Source organism: Shigella sp. SIG6 (genome assembly GCF_053555815.1).
Map to the genome: position 1 here is coordinate 1 of NZ_JBQZXC010000028.1, position 24,037 is coordinate 24,037.

At 51.7% G+C, this 24,037-nt stretch carries 16 protein-coding genes and 1 pseudogene; 13 read left to right on the forward strand and 4 right to left on the reverse strand.

Annotation, left to right across the window (positions count from 1 at the left end):
* The 4 genes and pseudogenes from ACUU1M_RS07175 to rcsC all read left to right on the forward strand — a co-directional run.
* A pseudogene (locus ACUU1M_RS07175) lies at positions 1–2,268 on the forward strand (alpha-2-macroglobulin family protein); the annotation flags it as partial.
* Positions 2,269–3,918 (forward strand): YfaQ family protein, encoded by a 1,650-nt coding sequence (locus tag ACUU1M_RS07180; protein ID WP_001104543.1) that lies wholly within the window; start codon positions 2,269–2,271, stop codon positions 3,916–3,918.
* Positions 3,919–3,922: 4 nt separating this feature from the next.
* Positions 3,923–4,699 (forward strand): YfaP family protein, encoded by a 777-nt coding sequence (locus ACUU1M_RS07185; protein WP_001225855.1) that lies wholly within the window; start codon positions 3,923–3,925, stop codon positions 4,697–4,699.
* Between the two features lie 274 nt (positions 4,700–4,973).
* The gene (rcsC, locus tag ACUU1M_RS07190; protein WP_000876013.1) at positions 4,974–7,823 is read left to right on the forward strand and encodes a two-component system sensor histidine kinase RcsC; all 2,850 of its coding nucleotides are present in this window, start codon (positions 4,974–4,976) and stop codon (positions 7,821–7,823) included.
* 199 nt (positions 7,824–8,022) lie between these two features.
* Here rcsC and rcsB read toward each other — a convergent pair whose 3' ends face one another.
* Both rcsB and rcsD read right to left on the reverse strand, forming a co-directional pair.
* Complete coding sequence (gene rcsB, locus ACUU1M_RS07195; RefSeq protein WP_001061917.1) at positions 8,023–8,673, reverse strand: response regulator transcription factor RcsB; 651 nt, start codon at positions 8,671–8,673, stop codon at positions 8,023–8,025.
* 16 nt (positions 8,674–8,689) lie between these two features.
* Entirely contained in the window at positions 8,690–11,362 is a 2,673-nt protein-coding gene (gene rcsD / locus ACUU1M_RS07200; protein ID WP_001249090.1) for a phosphotransferase RcsD, read from the reverse strand.
* A 738-nt stretch (positions 11,363–12,100) separates the two neighbouring features.
* On the opposite strand from rcsD, the gene ompC reads away from it, so the two are divergent.
* From ompC to mqo, 6 genes are all read left to right on the forward strand, one after another.
* On the forward strand, positions 12,101–13,222 hold the full coding sequence (gene ompC, locus ACUU1M_RS07205; RefSeq protein ID WP_000865562.1) for a porin OmpC: 1,122 nt from the start codon (positions 12,101–12,103) through the stop codon (positions 13,220–13,222).
* A gap of 111 nt (positions 13,223–13,333) precedes the next feature.
* A complete protein-coding gene (gene apbE / locus ACUU1M_RS07210; RefSeq protein WP_000406130.1) occupies positions 13,334–14,389 on the forward strand; it encodes an FAD:protein FMN transferase ApbE in 1,056 nt (351 codons plus the stop codon).
* 73 nt (positions 14,390–14,462) lie between these two features.
* Positions 14,463–15,527, forward strand: a complete 1,065-nt coding sequence (gene ada, locus ACUU1M_RS07215) for a bifunctional DNA-binding transcriptional regulator/O6-methylguanine-DNA methyltransferase Ada (RefSeq protein ID WP_000786374.1) — start codon at positions 14,463–14,465, stop codon at positions 15,525–15,527.
* Complete coding sequence (gene alkB / locus ACUU1M_RS07220; RefSeq protein WP_000884947.1) at positions 15,527–16,177, forward strand: DNA oxidative demethylase AlkB; 651 nt, start codon at positions 15,527–15,529, stop codon at positions 16,175–16,177. The genes ada and alkB overlap by 1 nt, the downstream gene beginning before the upstream one ends.
* Positions 16,178–16,252: 75 nt before the next feature.
* Positions 16,253–17,896, forward strand: a complete 1,644-nt coding sequence (gene yojI / locus ACUU1M_RS07225) for a microcin J25 efflux ABC transporter YojI (RefSeq protein ID WP_152028898.1) — start codon at positions 16,253–16,255, stop codon at positions 17,894–17,896.
* A 217-nt stretch (positions 17,897–18,113) separates the two neighbouring features.
* On the forward strand, positions 18,114–19,760 hold the full coding sequence (mqo, locus tag ACUU1M_RS07230) for a malate dehydrogenase (quinone) (protein ID WP_000758041.1): 1,647 nt from the start codon (positions 18,114–18,116) through the stop codon (positions 19,758–19,760).
* A 149-nt stretch (positions 19,761–19,909) separates the two neighbouring features.
* On the opposite strand, the gene eco is transcribed toward mqo, so the two are convergent.
* Positions 19,910–20,419, reverse strand: a complete 510-nt coding sequence (eco, locus tag ACUU1M_RS07235) for a serine protease inhibitor ecotin (RefSeq protein WP_000712256.1) — start codon at positions 20,417–20,419, stop codon at positions 19,910–19,912.
* A gap of 113 nt (positions 20,420–20,532) precedes the next feature.
* Entirely contained in the window at positions 20,533–20,697 is a 165-nt protein-coding gene (gene yojO / locus ACUU1M_RS07240) for a protein YojO (RefSeq protein WP_001298786.1), read from the reverse strand.
* 108 nt (positions 20,698–20,805) lie between these two features.
* Between yojO and napF the strand changes: the two genes are divergently transcribed.
* Genes napF through napA form a run of 3 tightly spaced genes read left to right on the forward strand, consistent with a single transcriptional unit; the run spans position 20,806 to position 24,036 of the window.
* Complete coding sequence (gene napF, locus ACUU1M_RS07245; protein ID WP_000686740.1) at positions 20,806–21,300, forward strand: ferredoxin-type protein NapF; 495 nt, start codon at positions 20,806–20,808, stop codon at positions 21,298–21,300.
* Positions 21,290–21,553 carry a chaperone NapD gene (gene napD, locus ACUU1M_RS07250; RefSeq protein ID WP_000557378.1) on the forward strand — a complete coding sequence of 88 codons (264 nt, stop codon included), beginning with the start codon at positions 21,290–21,292 and terminating at the stop codon, positions 21,551–21,553. Before napF ends, napD begins: the two co-directional genes overlap by 11 nt.
* Complete coding sequence (gene napA / locus ACUU1M_RS07255) at positions 21,550–24,036, forward strand: periplasmic nitrate reductase subunit alpha (RefSeq protein ID WP_000778067.1); 2,487 nt, start codon at positions 21,550–21,552, stop codon at positions 24,034–24,036. The genes napD and napA overlap by 4 nt, the downstream gene beginning before the upstream one ends.
* Position 24,037 lies beyond the last annotated feature (1 nt).

Consider the following 24,037-nt stretch of genomic DNA (forward strand, 5'->3'; position numbering starts at 1 on the left):
AGAATTAACCTCGTCGCTGAAAGGTAAACCTGTTTCTGCGCAGCTAACGGTAGGCGTGGTCGATGAAATGATCTACGCGCTGCAACCAGAAATCGCGCCGAATATCGGCAAATTTTTCTATCCGCTGGGGCGTAACAATGTGCGTACCAGCTCCAGTCTGTCGTTTATCAGCTATGACCAGGCGCTCTCCAGCGAGCCGGTTGCGCCTGGCGCGACTAACCGCAGCGAGCGGCGAGTAAAAATGCTTGAACGTCCACGGCGTGAAGAGGTGGATACCGCGGCATGGATGCCGTCACTCACAACCGATAAACAAGGCAAAGCGTATTTCACGTTCCTGATGCCTGATTCGTTAACCCGCTGGCGTATCACCGCGCGTGGGATGAACGGCGACGGGCTGGTCGGGCAGGGGCGTGCTTATCTGCGTTCGGAAAAAAATCTCTACATGAAGTGGAGTATGCCAACGGTGTATCGCGTGGGCGACAAACCGGCGGCAGGACTGTTTATCTTCAGTCAGCAGGATAACGAACCGGTGGCGCTGGTGACTAAATTTGCAGGCGATGAGATGCGCCAGACGCTGACGCTGCACAAAGGGGCGAATTATATTTCGCTGACGCAGAATATTCAGCAATCTGGCTTGTTAAGTGCAGAACTGCAACAAAATGGGCAAGTGCAGGACAGCATTAGCACAAAACTGTCTTTTGTGGACAACAGCTGGCCCGTTGAACAGCAGAAAAATGTCATGCTCGGCGGTGGCGAGAACGCGCTGATGTTGCCCGAGCAGGCGAGTAATATCCGGCTACAAAGTAGTGAAACGCCGCAGGAGATTTTCCGCAACAATCTTGATGCGTTAGTCGATGAACCGTGGGGTGGGGTGATCAACACCGGTAGCCGTCTGATCCCGCTCAGTCTCGCCTGGCGTTCGCTTGCCGATCATCAAAGTGCCGCCGCTAACGACATTCGTCAGATGATTCAGGATAACCGTCTGCGGCTGATGCAACTGGCGGGGCCCGGAGCGCGCTTTACCTGGTGGGGTGAAGATGGCAATGGTGACGCCTTCCTTACGGCATGGGCATGGTACGCCGACTGGCAGGCCAGCCCGGCGCTCGGCGTAACGCAACAACCGGAATACTGGCAGCATATGCTCGACAGTTATGCCGAGCAGGCGGATAACATGCCGTTATTGCATCGGGCGCTGGTGCTGGCGTGGGCACAGGAGATGAATCTGCCGTGCAAAACGTTGTTGAAAGGGGGGGATGAAGCTATCGCCCGGCGCGGAACTAAAGATGAAGATTTCTCTGAGGAAGACATCCGCGATATCAATGACAGCCTGATCCTCGATACACCGGAATCTCCACTGGCAGATGCGGTGGCAAACGTCTTAACCATGACGTTGCTGAAAAAAGCGCAGTTGAAGTCCACGGTGATGCCACAGGTTCAGCAATATGCGTGGGATAAAGCGGCAAACAGCAATCAGCCGCTGGCGCACACGGTTGTGCTGCTCAATAGCGGTGGTGACGCTACCCAGACGGCCGCTATTTTAATGGTTTGACCGCTGAGCAATCCACTATTGAGCGCGCGCTGGCCATGAACTGGCTGGCGAAATATATGGCGACAATGCCTCCAGTTGTTTTGCCTGCGCCTGCGGGCGCATGGGCTAAACATAAGTTAACTGGAGGGGGCGAAGACTGGCGTTGGGTTGGTCAGGGTGTGCCGGACATTCTCTCTTTTGGTGACGAATTATCGCCGCAAAATGTGCAGGTCCGCTGGCGTGAACCGGCAAAAACGGCTCAACAAAGTAACATTCCGGTGACCGTTGAACGCCAGTTGTATCGGCTTATCCCCAGTGAAGAAGAGATGAGCTTTACTCTGCAGCCGGTGACCAGCAATGAGATTGACAGCGATGCGCTGTATCTCGATGAAATTACGCTTACCAGCGAGCAGGATGCAGTTCTGCGCTATGGTCAGGTGGAAGTACCGCTCCCGCCGGGAGCCGACGTTGAGCGCACAACATGGGGCATTTCAGTCAATAAACCCAACGCCGCGAAACAGCAGGGGCAATTGCTGGAAAAAGCGCGTAATGAAATGGGCGAACTGGCCTATATGGTGCCGGTGAAAGAACTGACGGGAACGGTCACTTTCCGCCATTTGCTGCGCTTCTCGCAAAAAGGGCAATTCGTTCTGCCTCCTGCTCGTTATGTGCGTTCCTATGCACCTGCGCAGCAAAGTGTCGCGGCAGGGAGTGAATGGACCGGGATGCAGGTGAAATAAGTGAACTGGCGCAGAATCGTCTGGCTATTGGCGTTGGTTACTCTGCCAACGCTTGCGGAGGAGACGCCGTTACAACTGGTGCTGCGCGGTGCGCAGCACGATCAACTGTATCAGCTGTCGTCATCAGGCGTGACCAAAGTCTCAGCATTACCTGACTCGCTCACCACGCCGTTAGGGAGTTTGTGGAAACTGTATGTTTACGCCTGGCTGGAGGATACCCATCAACCGGAGCAGCCCTACCAGTGTCGCGGAAACTCCCCGGAAGAGGTTTATTGTTGTCAGGCTGGGGAGAGCATAACGCGCGATACCGCGCTGGTACGTTCCTGTGGGCTCTATTTTGCGCCGCAGCGGTTGCATATTGGCGCAGATGTGTGGGGGCAATACTGGCAACAGCGTCAGGCACCTGCGTGGTTAGCGTCTCTTACAACGCTGAAGCCAGAAACCTCGGTAACGGTTAAATCGCTGCTTGATTCATTAGCGACGTTACCTGCGCAAAACAAAGCTCAGGAAGTCTTACTGGATGTGGTGCTGGACGAGGCGAAAATCGGTGTTGCATCCATGCTCGGTAGTCGGGTACGGGTGAAAACCTGGAGCTGGTTTGCCGATGATAAACAGGAAATCCGTCAGGGTGGTTTTGCTGGCTGGTTAACCGATGGTACACCGCTGTGGGTTACTGGCAGTGGCACCAGCAAAACGGTACTAACCCGTTATGCGACGGTGCTTAATCGGGTTTTGCCAGTGCCGACGCAGGTTGCCAGTGGGCAATGTGTAGAGGTGGAGCTGTTTGCCCGCTATCCGCTGAAGAAAATCACAGCGGAAAAGAGTACGACGGCAGTAAAACCCAGCGTACTTAATGGGCGCTATCGTGTGACGTTTACTAATGGTAACCACATTACGTTTGTCAGCCACGGTGAGACGACCTTACTGAGCGAAAAGGGCAAACTGAAATTGCAGTCGCATCTCGATCGTGAAGAGTACGTTGCCAGAGTTCTGGATCGCGAGGCGAAAAGTACGCCACCTGAGGCAGCGAAAGCCATGACCGTGGCGATACGTACTTTTTTACAGCAAAACGCCAATCGGGAAGGTGATTGCCTGACCATCCCCGACAGCAGCGCCACGCAGCGTGTTTCTGCTTCGCCAGCGACCACGGGGGCGCGAACGATGACCGCCTGGACGCAGGAGCTCATCTATGCAGGCGATCCGGTTCATTATCATGGCAGTCGCGCTACCGAAGGGACACTTTCCTGGCGGCAAGCCACGGCCCAGGCGGGGCAGGGGGAGCGTTACGACCAGATACTCGCGTTTGCTTATCCCGACAACAGCCTTAGCCGCTGGGGAGCTCCACGCTCAACCTGCCAGTTATTACCCAAAGCGAAAGCTTGGCTGGCGAAAAAAATGCCGCAGTGGCGGCGTATATTACAAGGCGAGACGGGGTACAACGAACCAGACGTGTTTGCAGTCTGTCGTTTAGTCTCAGGTTTCCCCTATACCGATCGGCAGCAGAAACGGCTGTTTATTCGTAACTTCTTTACGCTTCAGGATCGGCTGGATTTAACCCATGAGTATCTGCACCTGGCCTTTGATGGTTATCCCACCGGGCTTGATGAGAACTATATCGAAACGCTGACCCGACAATTATTAATGGACTAATGCTATGCGAAAGATTTTTCTTCCGTTGTTACTGGTGGCACTTTCGCCTGTCGCTCACAGTGAAGGTGTGCAGGAAGTCGAGATTGACGCACCGCTCTCTGGCTGGCATCCGGCAGAGGGCGAAGATGCCAGTTTTTCACAATCGATCAATTACCCGGCGTCGTCCGTCAACATGGCAGATGATCAAAATATCTCAGCGCAGATCCGCGGCAAAATAAAGAATTATGCTGCGGCGGGTAAAGTTCAGCAGGGCCGGCTGGTGGTCAACGGTGCCAGTATGCCGCAGAGAATTGAATCCGATGGTTCATTTGCACGCCCTTATATTTTCACTGAAGGCAGCAACAGCGTGCAGGTCATCAGCCCGGATGGGCAAAGCCGGCAAAAAATGCAGTTTTACTCAACGCCGGGTACAGGAACTATTCGTGCACGTTTACGGCTGGTTCTCTCGTGGGATACGGACAATACCGATCTCGATCTCCATGTTGTCACGCCCGATGGCGAACACGCCTGGTACGGTAACACCGTGCTGAAAAACAGTGGTGCACTGGATATGGATGTCACGACGGGGTACGGACCCGAGATTTTCGCCATGCCAGCACCAGTTCACGGGCGCTATCAGGTGTATATCAACTACTATGGTGGGCGCAGCGAAACGGAATTGACGACCGCCCAACTGACGCTGATCACCGATGAAGGATCGGTCAATGAGAAACAGGAAACATTTATTGTACCGATGCGTAATGCTGGCGAGCTGACGCTGGTGAAAAGTTTTGACTGGTGATCCATCCCTTCACACAACCTGGCTCTCTCTTTTTTCAGATAAGACTGCTGGGCGATCTGCCGACGCCAGGATATAACCATTAACAAGCGTCGGCAGATTGGTCATTTCTTATTTTTCGTACTGAGAACTGTCCATCTACTCCGGCTTTCCTGGTTAAGGCAATGGTTTCTAAGCGATACGCATTATTGCAATGGTGACAGAACATTGCGGTAACACGCTTTTACCGCTACCTTAACCACACTCCATCGGTCACCTGAGGCGGAGCTTCGCCCCTTTGAAATACCTTGCTTCTTTTCGTACAACCCTGAAAGCCTCGCGCTACATGTTCAGAGCATTGGCGTTAGTGCTCTGGCTGTTGATTGCTTTTTCATCCGTTTTTTACATCGTTAATGCGTTACATCAGCGAGAATCGGAAATTCGTCAGGAATTTAATCTGAGTTCCGATCAGGCTCAGCGCTTTATTCAACGCACCTCTGATGTGATGAAAGAGCTTAAGTACATCGCCGAAAATCGCTTATCGGCAGAAAACGGTGTGCTTTCCCCGCGTGGACGAGAAACGCAGGCGGATGTGCCTGCGTTTGAACCGCTGTTTGCCGACTCCGATTGTTCCGCAATGAGTAACACCTGGCGAGGTTCTCTGGAGTCATTGGCGTGGTTTATGCGCTACTGGCGCGATAATTTTTCTGCGGCTTACGATCTCAACCGGGTATTTTTAATCGGCAGTGATAACCTCTGCATGGCCAATTTCGGTCTGCGTGATATGCCAGTGGAACGCGATACCGCGTTGAAAGCGTTGCATGAACGCATCAATAAATATCGAAATGCACCACAAGATGATAGCGGCAGTAACCTCTACTGGATCAGCGAAGGTCCGCGCCCTGGCGTCGGGTATTTTTACGCGTTGACGCCAGTTTATCTGGCGAACCGGTTGCAGGCGCTTTTGGGTGTCGAGCAGACCATCCGGATGGAGAACTTTTTCTTACCGGGTACGTTGCCGATGGGGGTTACCATTCTTGATGAAAATGGTCATACCCTGATTTCGCTTACCGGACCAGAAAGTAAAATTAAGGGCGATCCTCGCTGGATGCAGGAACGCTCCTGGTTTGGCTATACGGAAGGGTTCCGGGAGCTGGTGCTGAAGAAAAATCTGCCACCCTCATCGCTAAGCATCGTGTATTCGGTGCCGGTTGATAAGGTGCTGGAACGCATTCGCATGTTGATCCTTAACGCAATTTTGCTGAATGTGCTTGCCGGAGCTGCATTGTTTACTCTCGCGCGGATGTACGAGCGACGTATTTTCATTCCGGCGGAAAGCGACGCCCTGCGACTGGAAGAACATGAGCAGTTCAATCGCAAGATTGTCGCCTCCGCGCCAGTGGGTATCTGCATTTTGCGTACCGCTGATGGCGTCAATATTTTAAGTAACGAACTGGCGCATACCTATCTCAATATGCTTACGCATGAGGACCGCCAACGACTGACGCAAATTATCTGTGGGCAGCAGGTCAATTTTGTTGATGTCCTGACCAGCAACAATACCAATCTGCAAATCAGCTTCGTCCATTCGCGCTATCGTAATGAAAACGTGGCCATTTGTGTGCTGGTGGATGTTTCTTCGCGCGTGAAGATGGAAGAGTCGTTGCAGGAGATGGCACAAGCAGCGGAACAGGCGAGCCAGTCAAAATCGATGTTCCTTGCCACCGTCAGTCATGAGCTGCGAACGCCGCTGTATGGCATTATCGGTAACCTGGATCTGTTGCAAACCAAAGAGTTACCGAAAGGCGTCGATCGTCTGGTGACGGCAATGAACAACTCTTCCAGCCTGTTGTTGAAAATTATCAGCGATATTCTCGATTTCTCGAAGATTGAATCGGAACAGTTGAAGATCGAACCGCGTGAGTTTTCACCGCGTGAAGTGATGAACCACATCACCGCCAACTATTTACCGCTGGTGGTACGCAAGCAGTTAGGCTTGTACTGCTTTATTGAACCGGATGTGCCAGTGGCCTTAAATGGCGACCCGATGCGTTTACAGCAGGTCATCTCCAACCTGTTGAGTAACGCCATAAAATTCACCGATACCGGCTGTATAGTTTTGCATGTTCGCGCTGATGGCGATTATCTCTCTATCCGTGTTCGCGATACCGGCGTGGGGATTCCGGCGAAAGAAGTGGTGCGCTTGTTTGATCCCTTCTTCCAGGTTGGAACGGGCGTACAGCGAAACTTCCAGGGGACCGGTCTGGGTCTGGCGATTTGTGAAAAACTGATCAGCATGATGGACGGCGATATCTCGGTAGATTCAGAACCGGGAATGGGCAGCCAGTTTACCGTGCGTATTCCGTTGTACGGCGCTCAGTACCCGCAGAAAAAAGGCGTGGAAGGGTTGAGTGGTAAACGCTGCTGGCTGGCGGTCCGCAATGCGTCGCTCTGTCAGTTCCTGGAAACCAGTTTGCAGCGCAGCGGCATCGTCGTTACAACATACGAAGGGCAGGAACCGACTCCCGAAGATGTGTTAATCACTGACGAGGTAGTGAGTAAAAAATGGCAGGGCAGAGCGGTAGTGACCTTCTGTCGTCGCCATATTGGTATTCCGCTGGAGAAAGCGCCAGGGGAGTGGGTACACAGTGTGGCTGCTCCGCATGAGCTACCGGCATTGTTGGCGCGTATTTATTTGATCGAGATGGAGAGCGACGATCCTGCTAACGCTCTGCCGTCGACGGACAAAGCGGTCAGCGATAACGACGATATGATGATTCTGGTCGTGGATGATCATCCGATTAACCGACGTCTGCTGGCAGATCAGTTGGGATCGTTGGGCTATCAATGTAAAACCGCGAATGATGGCGTCGATGCGCTTAATGTACTTAGTAAGAATCATATTGATATCGTGCTTAGCGACGTCAACATGCCAAATATGGATGGTTACCGCTTGACGCAACGCATTCGTCAGTTGGGACTGACGTTGCCGGTAATCGGAGTAACTGCTAATGCGTTGGCTGAAGAGAAGCAGCGGTGTCTGGAGTCCGGTATGGACAGCTGCCTCTCGAAGCCGGTAACGCTGGATGTGATAAAACAGACGTTGACGGTATATGCCGAGAGGGTCAGGAAATCGCGGGATTCGTAGGACGGATAAGGCGTTTACGCCGCATCCGGCATTCAGTGCAAATGCCAGATAAGACACTGACGCGTCTTATCTGGCCTACTTTAATGTAATCTGTTGAAATAATGGGAATCGTAGGCCGGATAAGGCGTTTACGCCGCATCCGGCAATCGGTGCAAATGCCAGATAAGACACTAACGCGTCTTATCTGGCCTACAGATGATTAGTCTTTATCTGCCGGACTTAAGGTCACAGAAGAGAGATAATTCAGCAGGGCGATATCGTTCTCGACGCCCAGCTTCATCATCGCAGATTTCTTCTGGCTACTGATGGTTTTAATACTGCGGTTCAGCTTTTTAGCGATCTCGGTCACTAGGAAGCCTTCCGCAAACAGGCGCAGAACTTCACTCTCTTTTGGCGAGAGACGCTTGTCACCGTAACCACCAGCACTGATTTTTTCCAACAGGCGAGAAACGCTTTCCGGGGTAAATTTCTTCCCTTTCTGCAGCGCGGCGAGAGCTTTCGGCAGATCGGTCGGTGCACCTTGTTTCAGCACGATCCCTTCGATATCCAGATCCAATACCGCACTAAGAATCGCCGGGTTGTTGTTCATAGTCAGAACAATGATCGACAGGCTTGGGAAATGGCGCTTGATGTACTTGATTAAGGTAATGCCATCGCCGTACTTATCGCCAGGCATGGAGAGATCGGTAATCAACACATGCGCATCCAGTTTCGGCAGGTTGTTGATCAGTGCTGTAGAGTCTTCAAATTCGCCGACAACATTCACCCACTCAATTTGCTCAAGTGATTTGCGAATACCGAACAAGACTATCGGATGGTCATCGGCAATAATTACGTTCATATTGTTCATGTAATAGGCTACCTTGCTACAGCAAGCTCTTGACATAACTGTCAATGTCGCTGATGTATTTTTCTATTCCTGGAACATCCTTCTCACGAATCAGATGTTCCAGCGTTTCACATAACTGCTTGCCGGGTACCAGATTTAGCATGGCAAATACGCCTTTAAGACGATGAGCCGTTTGGGCTAACGCAGCAAAGTCACTGGTTGCTGCTTCAGTATACAGCCTCTTAACATCATCCGGTACTGTGTCTACAAAGAGCGCATAATAGCCGCTGGCATGGAGTTGCGCATTTTCATCTCCGCCCAGAGGCGATTCTGTCACCTCTTCCTGCGCCAGTTGCACTTCAATTAATTGTAAGACCGCTTCCTGCATAGCGTTGCTCATATTGAAGTTGACGCACAATTGACCAGGCCCAATTTCCCGTACGCCAGACTCATCATCGCTTAAAAGCAAGCCAGAGGCAGTAAGATTAGACGGGTTATCCGTTAAAAAGATATCATAATCTTGACTAATTAATCTTTCATCGGGTGTGATACAGGTTGCACCCCAATTTTCTAACAGGCGAGTGACAATATTCCGAATTTCTGCCGAAGTAACATCCACCATTACGCAGACATCATCCAGTAAACGCTCTTCTTCCTCTTCAACTTCCGGGTCAGCGGCGAGCATTTTGATATGCACAGAGTAGCGTGTACCAAGCCCATCCCGCGTTTTGATGTTTAAATGACCGCCCAGTTTACGTGCCAGTTGATCGCTCAGCCAGAATGCCAGCGGGTCCGCCTTTCCATAACGATCGTTTTGGGTCTGGTTGATAAACGGGAAGTGCAAATTATCCATTTCATGAATACTTACGCCTTCTCCCGTGTCCAGAATGCGGAATGTCAGGCGGTCTTCAGAGGACTCATCCTGATCAACCTCAAGGGTGATTTTTCCCAATTGCGTTGAGGTCACGGCATATTGCATCAGTAGCAGCAAAATACGTCGTAAGGCATCGCGATCGCCGCGGCGCATATCGTGTGCTTTCAGATGATTGTTAATCAGCAGTTGCAGACCTTTACGCTTGATGGCAGGCAACACTGAAGGCACAACTTCATCAATTAAATCCTGCACGGAGAACAGCACCGTCTCACTTTTCCAGCTATCATCCGCAAGCATGTTCGCTAACTGTATTTCTTCGACCAGCCGCACCAGCACATCTGCCTGATTCGCCAGTTGTTTGCTTTCCGGGGCGTTGAGTTTAGCCGCACTCTCCGCCAGGGACTGTGTGGGTTCTTTCAGCGCATCGCCAATGTTTTTCATAAAGGTCATCCGCCCCTGCTGGTTTTTCTCATACAGACGCTGCGCCTGCTTGAGTTTCTTGTTTACCAGCACTTCGCGATCCTGATCGCGAATAATGAAAATTTGTGTGCGCGGCGCGACCTGGCTGTGGAACATGCGGATCTCATACAGCTCGTTATTGATCGTCGCCTGAATAATCCCCTGATGCTGTTCCGCCATGGTGGTGATGTTTTGCAGATTCAGATGCGGCAGCAAATGATCGGCAATTTTGTTACTTATGACAGTGCGGTTCGATTCCTGATCGTGAACCAGCAGGCCGAGCGGCAACAGTGAGACTATCTCTTCATTGATTGCCCGTAAAATGCGCAATTCGTTATTGACCGCCGTGCTGGGGACGCTTTCTGTACTGCGGCTGGAGAAATGGCGGAATGTGGTATAGCCAAATAACGCCAGCGCCAGCAAACCGATGTTCAGCAGCAGTGGCAGCAGAATGTTTTGCAACGTATCCAGCAATAAGGTGCCATAAGGAACCTGCCAGACCAGGCGCATATCGGTAGAGTTGAGTGCCGAGGAGATTTCAATCTTCGTACTGTTAAAGTGGATACTGACGCTATCCGTCCCTTCTTTCTCATTATCATTGTTTCCCGTTGCCGTCGCGTCTGGCTCAAGGCGGAAACTGTCCAGCGGCATACCCGGTGGGATCAAATCATTAATCGGCAGATCAAAAGCCACGACCGTTGCCAGATGTCCCAGCTGGTTGAACGTGGTACGCAAGGTAAAGTAATGACCGTTCTGCCAGGCCAGGCGGCGCATGTTAGAAAAACTTTCGCGTTCATCGAGGGCGTTGGCCTGTTGCAACATTTCTGCACGACGTGAATCAACAATGTCACTGACGGTCGATTCTTTAAATCCGGAGGTGAGATCTTTAAGGGGTAGGGTTGAGATCAGCACCAGACTGTTATCCTGACCATTCAGGTAATACATCGACCACGGTACATTTTCTGCACCCCACAATGTATCCAGATAAGTGGACATCCGCTGAGTCATCTCAAGCGTTGAGTTGTCGTGAGAGCCAAAGATTAACGCTTCCGTTTTGCGGCGTGGTTTCTCCAGATAGTAGACATCCTGTTTCAGGCGCGTCTCTTGTAAACCTTCGCCGGAGGAGGGGGAGGTCGTCGCGGCAATGTTGTCGTAGATCTGCCTGGTCACGTAACGCCAGGTATCGACGCGCTTTTGGATTGCGTGGGTAATGTCGACAATCTGGTAACTTTTATCTTTCAGCCAGGCGTTAACGGCACTTTGTACCATTACCCCCATCGTCACCAGTAACACAATGATCAACAGTAAAAAGAAGCGGGTAATGCTCCCCGGTAGGAGTGAAAAGCGGGTCGTGGCCGTTGTCTCTTTCTGACGCATTCGTGTTTATGACCTGTTAAAACTTCGCGAAGTGATAGGGCAGTATAAAGGGTACAGTGTGAAATTCCAGACTCTTACCTGATTGATGATTCTCTATTCTCCCGTGATATTTATCATCCTGTATGGGGGGAAATAGATGTACAAGCGCCATTTTGCTGTACAAATAACCTACAAAAAGCCCAACGAAATTAATTGTAAATAAACAAAGATTGCTGGAAATTATGCTGATGTTAATTATTTGTGAAATAGTTAACAAGCGTTATAGTTTTTCTGTGGTAGCACAGAATAATGAAAAGTGTGTAAAGAAGGGTAAAAAAAACCGAATGCGAGGCATCCGGTTGAAATAGGGGTAAACAGACATTCAGAAATGAATGACGGTAATAAATAAAGTTAATGATGATAGCGGGAGTTATTCTAGTTGCGAGTGAAGGTTTTGTTTTGACATTCAGTGCTGTCAAATACTTAAGAATAAGTTATTGATTTTAACCTTGAATTATTATTGCTTGATGTTAGGTGCTTATTTCGCCATTCCGCAATAATCTTAAAAAGTTCCCTTGTATTTACATTCTGAAACATCCATAGCGATAAATGAAACATCTTAAAAGTTTTAGTATCATATTCGTGTTGGATTATTCTGCATTTTTGGGGAGAATGGACTTGCCGACTGATTAATGAGGGTTAATCAGTATGCAGTGGCATAAAAAAGCAAATAAAGGCATATAACAGAGGGTTAATAACATGAAAGTTAAAGTACTGTCCCTCCTGGTCCCAGCTCTGCTGGTAGCAGGCGCAGCAAACGCTGCTGAAGTTTACAACAAAGACGGCAACAAATTAGATCTGTACGGTAAAGTAGACGGCCTGCACTATTTCTCTGACGACAAGTCTGTAGATGGCGACCAGACCTACATGCGTCTTGGCTTCAAAGGTGAAACTCAGGTTACTGACCAGCTGACCGGTTACGGCCAGTGGGAATATCAGATCCAGGGCAACAGCGCTGAAAACGAAAACAACTCCTGGACCCGTGTGGCATTCGCAGGTCTGAAATTCCAGGATGTAGGTTCTTTCGACTACGGTCGTAACTACGGCGTAGTTTACGACGTAACTTCTTGGACCGACGTACTGCCAGAATTCGGTGGTGACACTTACGGTTCTGACAACTTCATGCAGCAGCGTGGTAACGGCTTCGCAACCTACCGTAGCACCGACTTCTTTGGTCTGGTTGACGGTCTGAACTTCGCTGTTCAGTATCAGGGCAAAAACGGTAGCCCGGAAGGTGAAGGCATGACCAACAACGGTCGTGAAGCTCTGCGTCAGAACGGTGACGGCGTTGGCGGTTCTATTACTTATGATTACGAAGGCTTCGGTATCGGTGCTGCAGTTTCCAGCTCCAAACGTACTGATGACCAGAACTTCGGTCTGAACCGTTATGATGAGCGTTACATCGGTAATGGCGACCGCGCTGAAACCTACACCGGTGGTCTGAAATACGACGCGAACAACATCTACCTAGCTGCTCAGTACACCCAGACCTACAACGCAACTCGCGTAGGCAACTTGGGTTGGGCGAACAAAGCACAGAACTTCGAAGCTGTTGCTCAGTACCAGTTCGACTTCGGTCTGCGTCCGTCCCTGGCTTACCTGCAGTCTAAAGGTAAAAACCTGGGTGTCATCAATGGTCGTAACTACGACGACGAAGATATCCTGAAATATGTTGATGTTGGTGCGACCTACTACTTCAACAAAAACATGTCCACCTACGTTGACTACAAAATCAACCTGCTGGACGACAACCAGTTCACTCGTGACGCTGGCATCAACACTGATAACATCGTAGCTCTGGGTCTGGTTTACCAGTTCTAATCTCGATGGATATCGAACAAAGGGCCTGCGGGCCCTTTTTTCATTGTTTTCAGCGTACAAACACAGTTTTTTGGTGTACTCTTGCGACCGTTCGCATGAGGATAATCACGTATGGAAATAAGCTTTACCCGCGTGGCACTGCTGGTTGCCGCGCTCTTCTTTGTTGGTTGCGATCAAAAACCACAACCCGCCAAAACCCACGCTACTGAAGTTACCGTTCTTGAAGGCAAAACCATGGGTACCTTCTGGCGTGCCAGCATCCCGGGCATTGATGCCAAACGCAGTGCCGAACTTAAAGAAAAGATTCAGACCCAGCTGGACGCCGACGATCAGCTGCTTTCGACCTATAAAAAAGATTCCGCGCTGATGCGCTTTAACGACTCGCAAAGTTTGTCGCCGTGGCCGGTAAGTGAAGCGATGGCCGATATCGTCACCACCTCGCTGCGCATTGGGGCAAGGACCGATGGTGCGATGGATATTACCGTCGGGCCGCTGGTGAATCTGTGGGGCTTTGGCCCGGAACAACAGCCGGTTCAAATTCCGAGCCAGGAACAGATCGATGCGATGAAAGCCAAAACCGGCTTACAGCACCTGACGGTCATCAATCAGTCGCATCAGCAATATCTGCAAAAAGACCTGCCGGATTTATATGTCGATCTCTCCACCGTCGGTGAAGGTTATGCGGCGGATCACCTGGCACGCTTGATGGAGCAGGAAGGGATTTCCCGCTATCTGGTGTCGGTGGGCGGCGCGCTGAACAGCCGTGGTATGAACGGTGAAGGCCAGCCGTGGCGGGTAGCGATTCAAAAACCAACCGATAAAGAAAACGCGGTTCAGGCTGTGGTGGATATCAACGGTCATGGGATTAGCACCTCTGGCAGCTACCGTAACTATTACGAACTGGACGGCAAACGTCTTTCCCATGTTATCGATCCGCAAACCGGGCGTCCCATCGAACACAATCTGGTATCCGTGACGGTGATTGCTCCGACGGCGCTGGAAGCCGATGCCTGGGATACTGGCTTGATGGTACTCGGGCCGGAGAAAGCCAAAGAGGTTGTTCGCCGGGAAGGGCTGGCGGTTTATATGATCACCAAAGAAGGCGATAGCTTTAAAACCTGGATGTCACCACAGTTTAAAAGCTTCCTTGTCAGCGAAAAAAATTAAAGCGCAAGATTGTTGGTTTTTGCGTGATGGTGACCGGGCAGACTAAAGGCTATCCTTAACCAGGGAGCTGATTATGAAAAACGCCACATGCTTAACTGACGATCAACGCTGGCAATCTGTCTTAGCCCGCGACCCGAATGCCGACGGCGAATTCGTTTTCGCCGTGCGCACCACGGGTATCTTTTGCCGTCCGTCTTGCCGCGCCAGACATGCCTTGCGGGAAAATGTCTCCTTCTACGCAAATGCCAGCGAGGCACTCGCCGCCGGATTTCGCCCCTGCAAACGTTGTCAGCCAGACAAAGCCAATCCCCGGCAACATCGGTTGGATAAAATCACCCACGCGTGTCGACTGCTGGAACAGGAAACGCCTGTAACGCTGGAAGCCTTAGCCGACCAGGTGGCGATGAGTCCATTTCATCTACATCGGTTGTTTAAAGCTACTACCGGAATGACGCCTAAAGCCTGGCAACAGGCCTGGCGCGCTCGCCGTTTGCGCGAATCGCTGGCGAAAGGGGAGAGCGTGACGACGTCTATTCTTAACGCCGGATTCCCCGACAGCAGCAGTTACTACCGCAAAGCCGATGAAACGCTGGGCATGACGGCTAAACAATTCCGTCACGGTGGCGAAAATCTGGCGGTGCGTTACGCGCTGGCTGATTGTGAGCTGGGGCGTTGCCTGGTGGCAGAAAGCGAGCGGGGGATTTGCGCGATATTGCTGGGCGATGATGACGCGACATTAATCAGCGAGTTGCAGCAGATGTTTCCCGCTGCCGACAACGCGCCTGCCGATCTGACGTTTCAGCAACATGTGCGTGAAGTGATCGCCAGCCTCAATCAACGCGATACGCCGCTGACGTTACCGCTGGATATTCGCGGCACTGCTTTTCAGCAACAAGTCTGGCAGGCACTGCGCACGATACCTTGTGGTGAAACCGTCAGTTATCAGCAACTGGCTAACGCCATCGGCAAACCGAAAGCGGTACGGGCCGTTGCCAGCGCCTGTGCCGCCAACAAGCTGGCTATCGTAATACCCTGTCATCGAGTGGTCCGTGGTGATGGCACACTTTCCGGTTACCGCTGGGGCGTGTCGCGTAAAGCGCAACTGCTGCGCCGCGAAGCTGAAAATGAGGAGAGGTAATGTTGGATCTGTTTGCCGATGCTGAACCGTGGCAAGAGCCACTGGCGGCTGGTGCGGTAATTTTACGGCGTTTTGCTTTTAATGCTGCGGAGCAACTAATCCGCGATATTAATGACGTTGCCAGCCAGTCGCCGTTTCGCCAGATGGTCGCTCCAGGCGGATATACCATGTCGGTGGCGATGACCAACTGTGGGCATCTGGGCTGGACGACCCATCGGCAAGGTTATCTCTATTCGCCCATTGATCCGCAAACAAATAAACCGTGGCCCGCCATGCCACAAAGCTTTCATGATTTATGTCAACGTGCGGCTACGGCGGCGGGCTATCCAGATTTCCAGCCAGATGCTTGTCTTATCAACCGCTACGCTCCTGGCGCGAAACTGTCGCTGCATCAGGATAAAGACGAACCGGATCTGCGCGCGCCAATTGTTTCTGTTTCTCTGGGCTTACCCGCGATTTTTCAATTTGGTGGCCTGAAACGTAATGATCCGCTCAAACGTTTGTTGTTGGAACATGGCGATGTGGTGGTATGGGGCGGTGAATCGCGGCTGTTTTATCACGGTATTCAACCGTTGAAAGCGGGGTTTCATCCACTCACCACCGACTGCCGCTACAACCTGACATTCCGTCAGGCAGGTAAAAAAGAATAAAAATAAGAATTATTATTGCTGTGCGCGCGAAGATGTTTAAACTGCGGGCTGTAATTCATTGTCCGGGTTTTCTGCATGGAACTTCTTGTACTTGTCTGGCGGCAGTATCACTGGCCATTTATCAGTGTGATGGCGCTAAGCCTCGCCAGTGCGGCATTAGGCATTGGCTTAATTGCTTTTATCAATCAGCGCCTTATCGAAACGGCGGATACCAGTCTGCTGGTGTTACCGGAGTTTCTGGGATTATTGCTGCTGTTGATGGCAGTCACTCTCGGATCGCAACTGGCGCTCACCACTTTGGGGCATCACTTCGTTTACCGACTGCGTAGTGAATTTATCAAGCGGATTCTGGATACCCACGTCGAGCGCATTGAACAACTCGGTAGCGCCTCGTTGCTGGCGGGATTAACCAGCGATGTGCGCAATATCACCATTGCTTTTGTGCGTCTGCCGGAACTGGGGCAGGGGATCATTCTCACTATCGGTTCATCGGCGTATCTGTGGATGCTGTCGGGCAAAATGTTGCTGGTAACGGCTATCTGGATGGCGATCACCATCTGGGGCGGTTTTGTGCTGGTGGCGCGGGTGTACAAACATATGGCGACCCTACGTGAAACCGAAGACAAGCTGTACACGGATTTTCAAACTGTACTTGAAGGGCGCAAAGAGCTGACTCTGAACCGGGAACGCGCCGAGTATGTGTTTAACAACCTCTACATCCCCGATGCGCAAGAGTATCGCCATCATATTATTCGCGCAGACACCTTCCATCTTAGTGCCGTGAACTGGTCAAACATCATGATGCTGGGCGCTATCGGCCTGGTGTTCTGGATGGCGAACAGTCTCGGTTGGGCTGATACCAACGTTGCTGCGACCTATTCGTTGACGCTGTTATTCCTGCGTACGCCGCTGCTTTCGGCGGTTGGCGCATTGCCGACGCTGCTGACGGCGCAGGTGGCGTTTAACAAGCTGAACAAATTCGCGCTCGCGCCTTTCAAAGCTGAGTTTCCGCGCCCGCAGGCGTTTCCCAACTGGCAAACGCTGGAGCTGCGTAACGTGACGTTTGCTTATCAGGATAACGCGTTTTCCGTTGGTCCGATTAATCTCACCATCAAATGTGGCGAGCTGCTGTTTCTGATTGGCGGCAACGGTAGCGGAAAATCGACGCTGGCGATGTTGTTGACGGGCTTGTATCAGCCACAAAGCGGCGAAATCTTGCTGGATGGCAAACCTGTCAGCGTCGAACAACCGGAAGATTATCGCAAACTGTTTTCGGCAGTGTTTACCGATGTCTGGCTGTTTGATCAACTGCTGGGGCCGGAGGGGCAACCCGCTAACCCGCAACTGGTTGAGAAGTGGCTGGCGCAGCTGAAAATGGCTCATAAGCTTGAGTTAAGCAACGGGCGTATTGTTAACCTGAAGTTATCAAAAGGGCAGAAAAAACGCGTGGCGCTGTTGCTGGCGCTGGCAGAAGAACGCGATATTATCCTGCTGGATGAATGGGCGGCGGATCAGGATCCACACTTCCGTCGTGAGTTTTATCAGGTGTTGCTGCCGCTGATGCAGGAGATGGGTAAAACTATTTTCGCTATCAGTCATGATGATCATTACTTTATCCACGCCGACCGCCTGCTGGAAATGCGCAATGGGCAACTTAGCGAGCTGACGGGCGAAGAGCGCGATGCCGCTTCGCGTGATGCCGTTGCCCGGACGGCATAATATTACGACGCTGACCTGGCGGACTGCTGCCGTCAGGTCAATATGCTAAAAATCCCTTCATTTCTAATAACCCTATAATTAATCAACGAAATTATAATGTTTCTAAAATTAGAATATAATTTATAAACATTATTTAAATGTTGTTACTTAAGTGTTACCGTTGATGCCGCACAAATCTCACCTGCAATAAAGCGACTAAAAGTAAGGCATTAACAAGATGAAAAAAGTGACTGCCATGCTCTTCTCGATGGCCGTGGGGCTTAATGCCGTTTCGATGGCGGCAAAAGCGAAAGCGTCCGAGGAGCAGGAAACTGATGTACTGTTGATTGGCGGCGGCATTATGAGCGCCACGTTGGGGACCTATTTACGCGAGCTGGAGCCTGAATGGTCGATGACCATGGTGGAGCGCCTGGAGGGGGGCGCGCAGGAGAGTTCGAACGGCTGGAACAACGCCGGAACCGGGCATTCTGCACTGATGGAACTGAACTACACCCCGCAAAACGCCGATGGCAGCATCAGTATTGAAAAAGCAGTCGCCATTAACGAAGCATTTCAGATTTCCCGCCAGTTCTGGGCGCACCAGGTCGAGCGCGGCGTGCTGCGTACTCCGCGTTCATTTATCAATACCGTTCCGCATATGAGCTTTGTCTGGGGCGAGGATAACGTTAATTTCCTGCGCGCCCGTTACGCCGCGTTGCAACAAAGCTCGCTGTTTCGCGGTATGCGTTACTCTGAAGATCACGCGCAGATCAAAGAGTGGGCACCGTTAGTGATGGAAGGGCGCGATCCGCAACAGAAAGTAGCGGCAACACGCACAGAAATTGGCACTGATGTGAACTATGGTGAGATCACCCGCCAGTTAATTGCTTCCTTACAGAAGAAATCTAACTTCTCGCTGCAACTCAGCAGCGAAGTCCGCGCCCTAAAGCGTAATGACGATAACACCTGGACCGTTACCGTTGCCGATCTGAAAAACGGCACTGCACAGAACATCCGCGCCAAATTTGTCTTTATCGGCGCGGGCGGTGCGGCGCTGAAGCTGTTACAGGAATCGGGGATTCCGGAAGCGAAAGACTACGCCGGTTTCCCGGTGGGCGGACAGTTCCTTGTTTCGGAAAATCCAGACGTGGTTAATCGCCATCTGGCGAAAGTTTACGGTAAAGCATCCGTTGGCGCACCACCGATGTCGGTTCCGCATATCGATACCCGTGTTCTGGACGGTAAACGCGTAGTGCTGTTTGGGCCATTTGCCACCTTCTCAACCAAATTCCTCAAAAACGGTTCATTGTGGGATCTGATGAGTTCCACCACCACCTCTAACGTGATGCCGATGATGCACGTCGGGCTGGATAATTTCGATCTGGTGAAATATCTGGTGAGTCAGGTGATGTTGAGTGAAGAGGATCGTTTTGAAGCGTTGAAAGAGTACTATCCGCAAGCGAAAAAAGAGGACTGGCGTTTGTGGCAAGCGGGGCAGCGTGTGCAGATTATCAAGCGTGATGCCGAGAAAGGTGGCGTACTGCGTCTGGGTACCGAAGTGGTCAGTGACCAGCAAGGGACCATTGCGGCGCTGCTGGGGGCATCGCCAGGGGCGTCAACCGCCGCGCCGATTATGTTGAATCTGCTGGAAAAAGTATTTGGCGATCGCGTTTCCAGCCCGCAATGGCAGGCTACGTTGAAAGCGATCGTTCCGTCTTATGGACGCAAGCTGAACGGTGATGTAGCGGCAACAGAACGCGAGTTGCAGTACACCAGCGAAGTGCTGGGGCTGAAATACGACAAACCGCAAGCAGCAGATAGTACGCCGAAACCGCAGTTGAAACCGCAACCCGTTCAAAAAGAAGTGGCGGATATTGCGTTGTAATGATGTGCCACATCCGGCATGGTATGCCGGATGTGGCGTATACTGATAAGACGCGCCAGCGTCGCATCAGGCAACCGGCTCGGGCGTTAGATGTTGGATGCGGCGTAACCGCCTTATCCAACCAACGGGGTGCCGTACTTCACAACAGTTTAGCGAACTTCCGCGTTGTCAATTTTCTCTTCCGCCTTCCAGACGCGGTATTTCACATCTACATTGTCTGGCGTATACACCACGATCGGCAGCTTGCTGTTGTAACGCAGCATTCCAGCATCGCCCAGATACGCGGTGACAAATTTCTTCTCTTTCTTGCCATCCGGGCAGGCCATCATCGTGGAAACCGGCGAGCTAACTTTATCAAAGACATAATAATCATAGCCCCAGCCTTCCAGCGTTTTGCTTTCCAGCTTCCCGCCGAGACGATGCAAATTGCAATCGACTTCCAGCGTCTGACCGATTAACAGTTCTACTTTCAGGGTAGATTCATCTTCTTGCGGGGTTAACTGAATCACCTGACGCTTCATGCCTGTTTCAGCTTGTGGATAAGGCGCGATTTTTTCCAGTGGCTGGACGCTTTCTGCCGCCCAGGCGGAAGTGGTAGCGAAAGCGGCAAACAATACTGCAGGTAGAATGGTCTTCATTTTTTTGCTTTCCTTCTTCATTTATAGGTTTTCACCGATGATGTCGCTGAAGGTTAACATATTCATCAGATTTATTAATTTGCTTTATGAATAACTTAAAGAACATTCAGACAATTTTACCTGCTCTTTTAGTGTTAAATTCTGATGAGGGAGCAAACCAGCAGAAATATCTCTGGTGAATTAATCGCTATATAAATATATTTATAACCATTTGAAATGTGAGCAAAAGCCCGTTTTTGCCACGCTTCCCGCCACTCTTTTGATCCTGCTACAGGTTTTACCCCGATCGGGGTATGCATCTTTGACACATCCTTTAATATCTTAGCGGCTATAAAAATGGCTTATTAATTATGCGGTCTATTTGGTCGCTCTCAATTTTCAGAGCGCGTTAATGATGGAAGGTCAATGTGAAGATTGATGCATCCCGTCGGGGCATACTCACTGGTCGCTGGCGCAAAGCCAGTAACGGTATCCGTCCGCCCTGGTCCGGTGATGAATCTCATTTTCTGACCCATTGCACCCGCTGCGACGCCTGTATTAATGCTTGTGAAAACAACATTCTGCAACGCGGCACGGGTGGCTATCCGAGCGTTAATTTCAAAAATAACGAGTGCAGCTTCTGTTACGCCTGCGCGCAGGCTTGCCCCGAATCGCTATTTTCTCCGCGCCACACCAGGGCCTGGGATTTGCAGTTCACCATCGGGGACGCGTGCCTGGCGTATCAGTCAGTTGAATGCCGCCGCTGTCAGGATAGCTGTGAGCCAATGGCAATTATCTTTCGCCCGACGCTCTCCGGGATCTACCAGGCGCAACTTAATAGCCAACTTTGCAACGGATGTGGAGCATGTGCAGCCAGCTGTCCGGTATCAGCCATAACTGCGGAGTATCTCCATGCACACTAACTGGCAAGTTTGCAGCCTGGTCGTGCAGGCCAAAAGCGAACGAATTTCAGACATCAGCACCCAACTGAACGCCTTTCCCGGCTGTGAAGTTGCTGTCAGCGACGCGCCGAGCGGTCAGTTGATTGTGGTGGTGGAAGCAGAAGACAGCGAAACGCTGATCCAAACCATTGAGTCAGTACGCAACGTAGAGGGCGTGCTGGCGGTGTCGCTGGTTTATCACCAGCAGGAAGAGCAAGGTGAGGAAACACCATGAAACTCAGTCGTCGTAGCTTTATGAAAGCTAACGCCGTTGCGGCCGCTGCGGCGGCTGCCGGTCTCAGCGTGCCGGGCGTTGCCCGCGCCGTTGTTGGTCAGCAGGAAGCCATTAAATGGGATAAAGCGCCGTGCCGTTTCTGCGGTACTGGTTGCGGCGTTCTGGTCGGAACGCAGCAGGGGCGTGTGGTGGCCTGTCAGGGCGACCCGGACGCACCGGTTAACCGTGGCCTGAACTGCATTAAGGGCTATTTCCTGCCCAAGATCATGTACGGTAAAGACCGTTTGACGCAGCCGCTGCTGCGTATGAAAAACGGTAAATATGACAAAGAAGGCGAATTTACCCCAATCACCTGGGATCAGGCCTTCGATGTGATGGAAGAGAAATTCAAAACCGCCCTGAAAGAAAAAGGGCCGGAATCGATCGGTATGTTCGGTTCTGGTCAGTGGACTATCTGGGAAGGTTATGCCGCGTCCAAGCTGTTCAAAGCGGGCTTCCGTTCGAACAACATCGACCCGAACGCACGTCACTGTATGGCGTCGGCAGTAGTTGGCTTTATGCGTACCTTTGGTATGGATGAGCCGATGGGCTGCTATGACGACATCGAGCAGGCTGACGCGTTTGTGCTGTGGGGCGCTAACATGGCGGAGATGCACCCGATCCTCTGGTCACGCATCACTAACCGTCGTCTCTCTAACCAGAACGTCACCGTGGCGGTGCTTTCTACCTACCAGCATCGTAGCTTCGAGCTGGCGGATAACGGCATCATCTTTACGCCGCAATCTGACCTGGTGATCCTGAACTACATCGCCAACTATATCATTCAAAACAATGCGATAAATCAGGACTTCTTCAGCAAGCACGTTAACCTGCGCAAAGGGGCGACGGACATCGGCTACGGTTTACGTCCGACCCATCCGCTGGAAAAAGCAGCGAAGAATCCGGGTTCTGACGCCTCCGAACCGATGAGCTTTGAAGATTACAAAGCCTTCGTTGCTGAGTATACGCTGGAAAAAACCGCTGAAATGACCGGCGTGCCGAAAGACCAGTTAGAACAACTGGCGCAGCTGTATGCCGATCCGAACAAGAAAGTCATCTCCTACTGGACGATGGGCTTCAACCAGCATACCCGTGGTGTGTGGGCCAACAACCTGGTCTACAACCTGCACCTGCTGACCGGCAAAATTTCCCAGCCGGGTTGCGGTCCGTTCTCCCTGACCGGGCAACCTTCTGCGTGTGGTACTGCGCGTGAAGTGGGCACCTTTGCTCACCGTCTGCCTGCGGACATGGTGGTAACTAACGAGAAACATCGTGATATCTGTGAGAAGAAGTGGAATATCCCGAGCGGCACCATTCCGGCGAAAATCGGTCTTCATGCGGTGGCACAAGACCGTGCGCTGAAAGACGGCAAGCTGAATGTTTACTGGACCATGTGTACCAACAACATGCAGGCCGGGCCGAACATCAATGAAGAGCGTATGCCGGGCTGGCGCGATCCGCGCAACTTCATCATCGTCTCCGATCCGTATCCGACAGTCAGTGCGCTGGCCGCCGACTTGATCCTGCCGACCGCAATGTGGGTAGAGAAAGAGGGCGCTTACGGTAACGCCGAACGCCGTACTCAGTTCTGGCGTCAGCAGGTACAGGCGCCAGGCGAAGCGAAATCGGATCTCTGGCAGTTAGTCCAGTTCTCCCGCCGCTTCAAAACTGAAGAAGTATGGCCGGAAGAGCTGCTGGCGAAGAAACCGGAACTGCGTGGCAAAACGCTGTACGAAGTTCTGTATGCCACCCCCGAAGTGAGCAAATTCCCGGTATCCGAACTGGCGGAAGATCAGCTGAACGATGAATCCCGCGAGCTGGGCTTCTATCTGCAAAAAGGGCTGTTCGAAGAGTACGCATGGTTTGGTCGCGGTCACGGTCACGATCTGGCACCGTTCGATGACTACCACAAAGCGCGCGGTCTGCGCTGGCCGGTGGTGAATGGTAAAGAAACACAGTGGCGTTACAGCGAAGGTAACGACCCGTACGTGAAAGCGGGCGAAGGCTATAAGTTCTACGGTAAACCGGATGGCAAAGCGGTGATCTTCGCACTGCCGTTCGAACCGGCGGCGGAAGCACCGGATGAAGAGTACGACCTGTGGCTCTCTACCGGACGCGTTCTGGAGCACTGGCACACCGGCAGTATGACTCGCCGTGTGCCGGAACTGCACCGCGCCTTCCCGGAAGCGGTCTTGTTTATTCACCCGCTGGATGCGAAAGCGCGCGATCTGCGCCGTGGCGACAAAGTGAAAGTGGTTTCTCGCCGTGGCGAAGTGATCTCGATTGTTGAAACGCGCGGTCGTAACCGTCCGCCACAGGGCCTGGTGTACATGCCGTTCTTCGACGCCGCACAGCTGGTTAACAAACTGACGCTGGATGCGACCGATCCGCTCTCGAAAGAGACGGACTTCAAGAAGTGCGCGGTCAAACTGGAGAAGGTGTAAG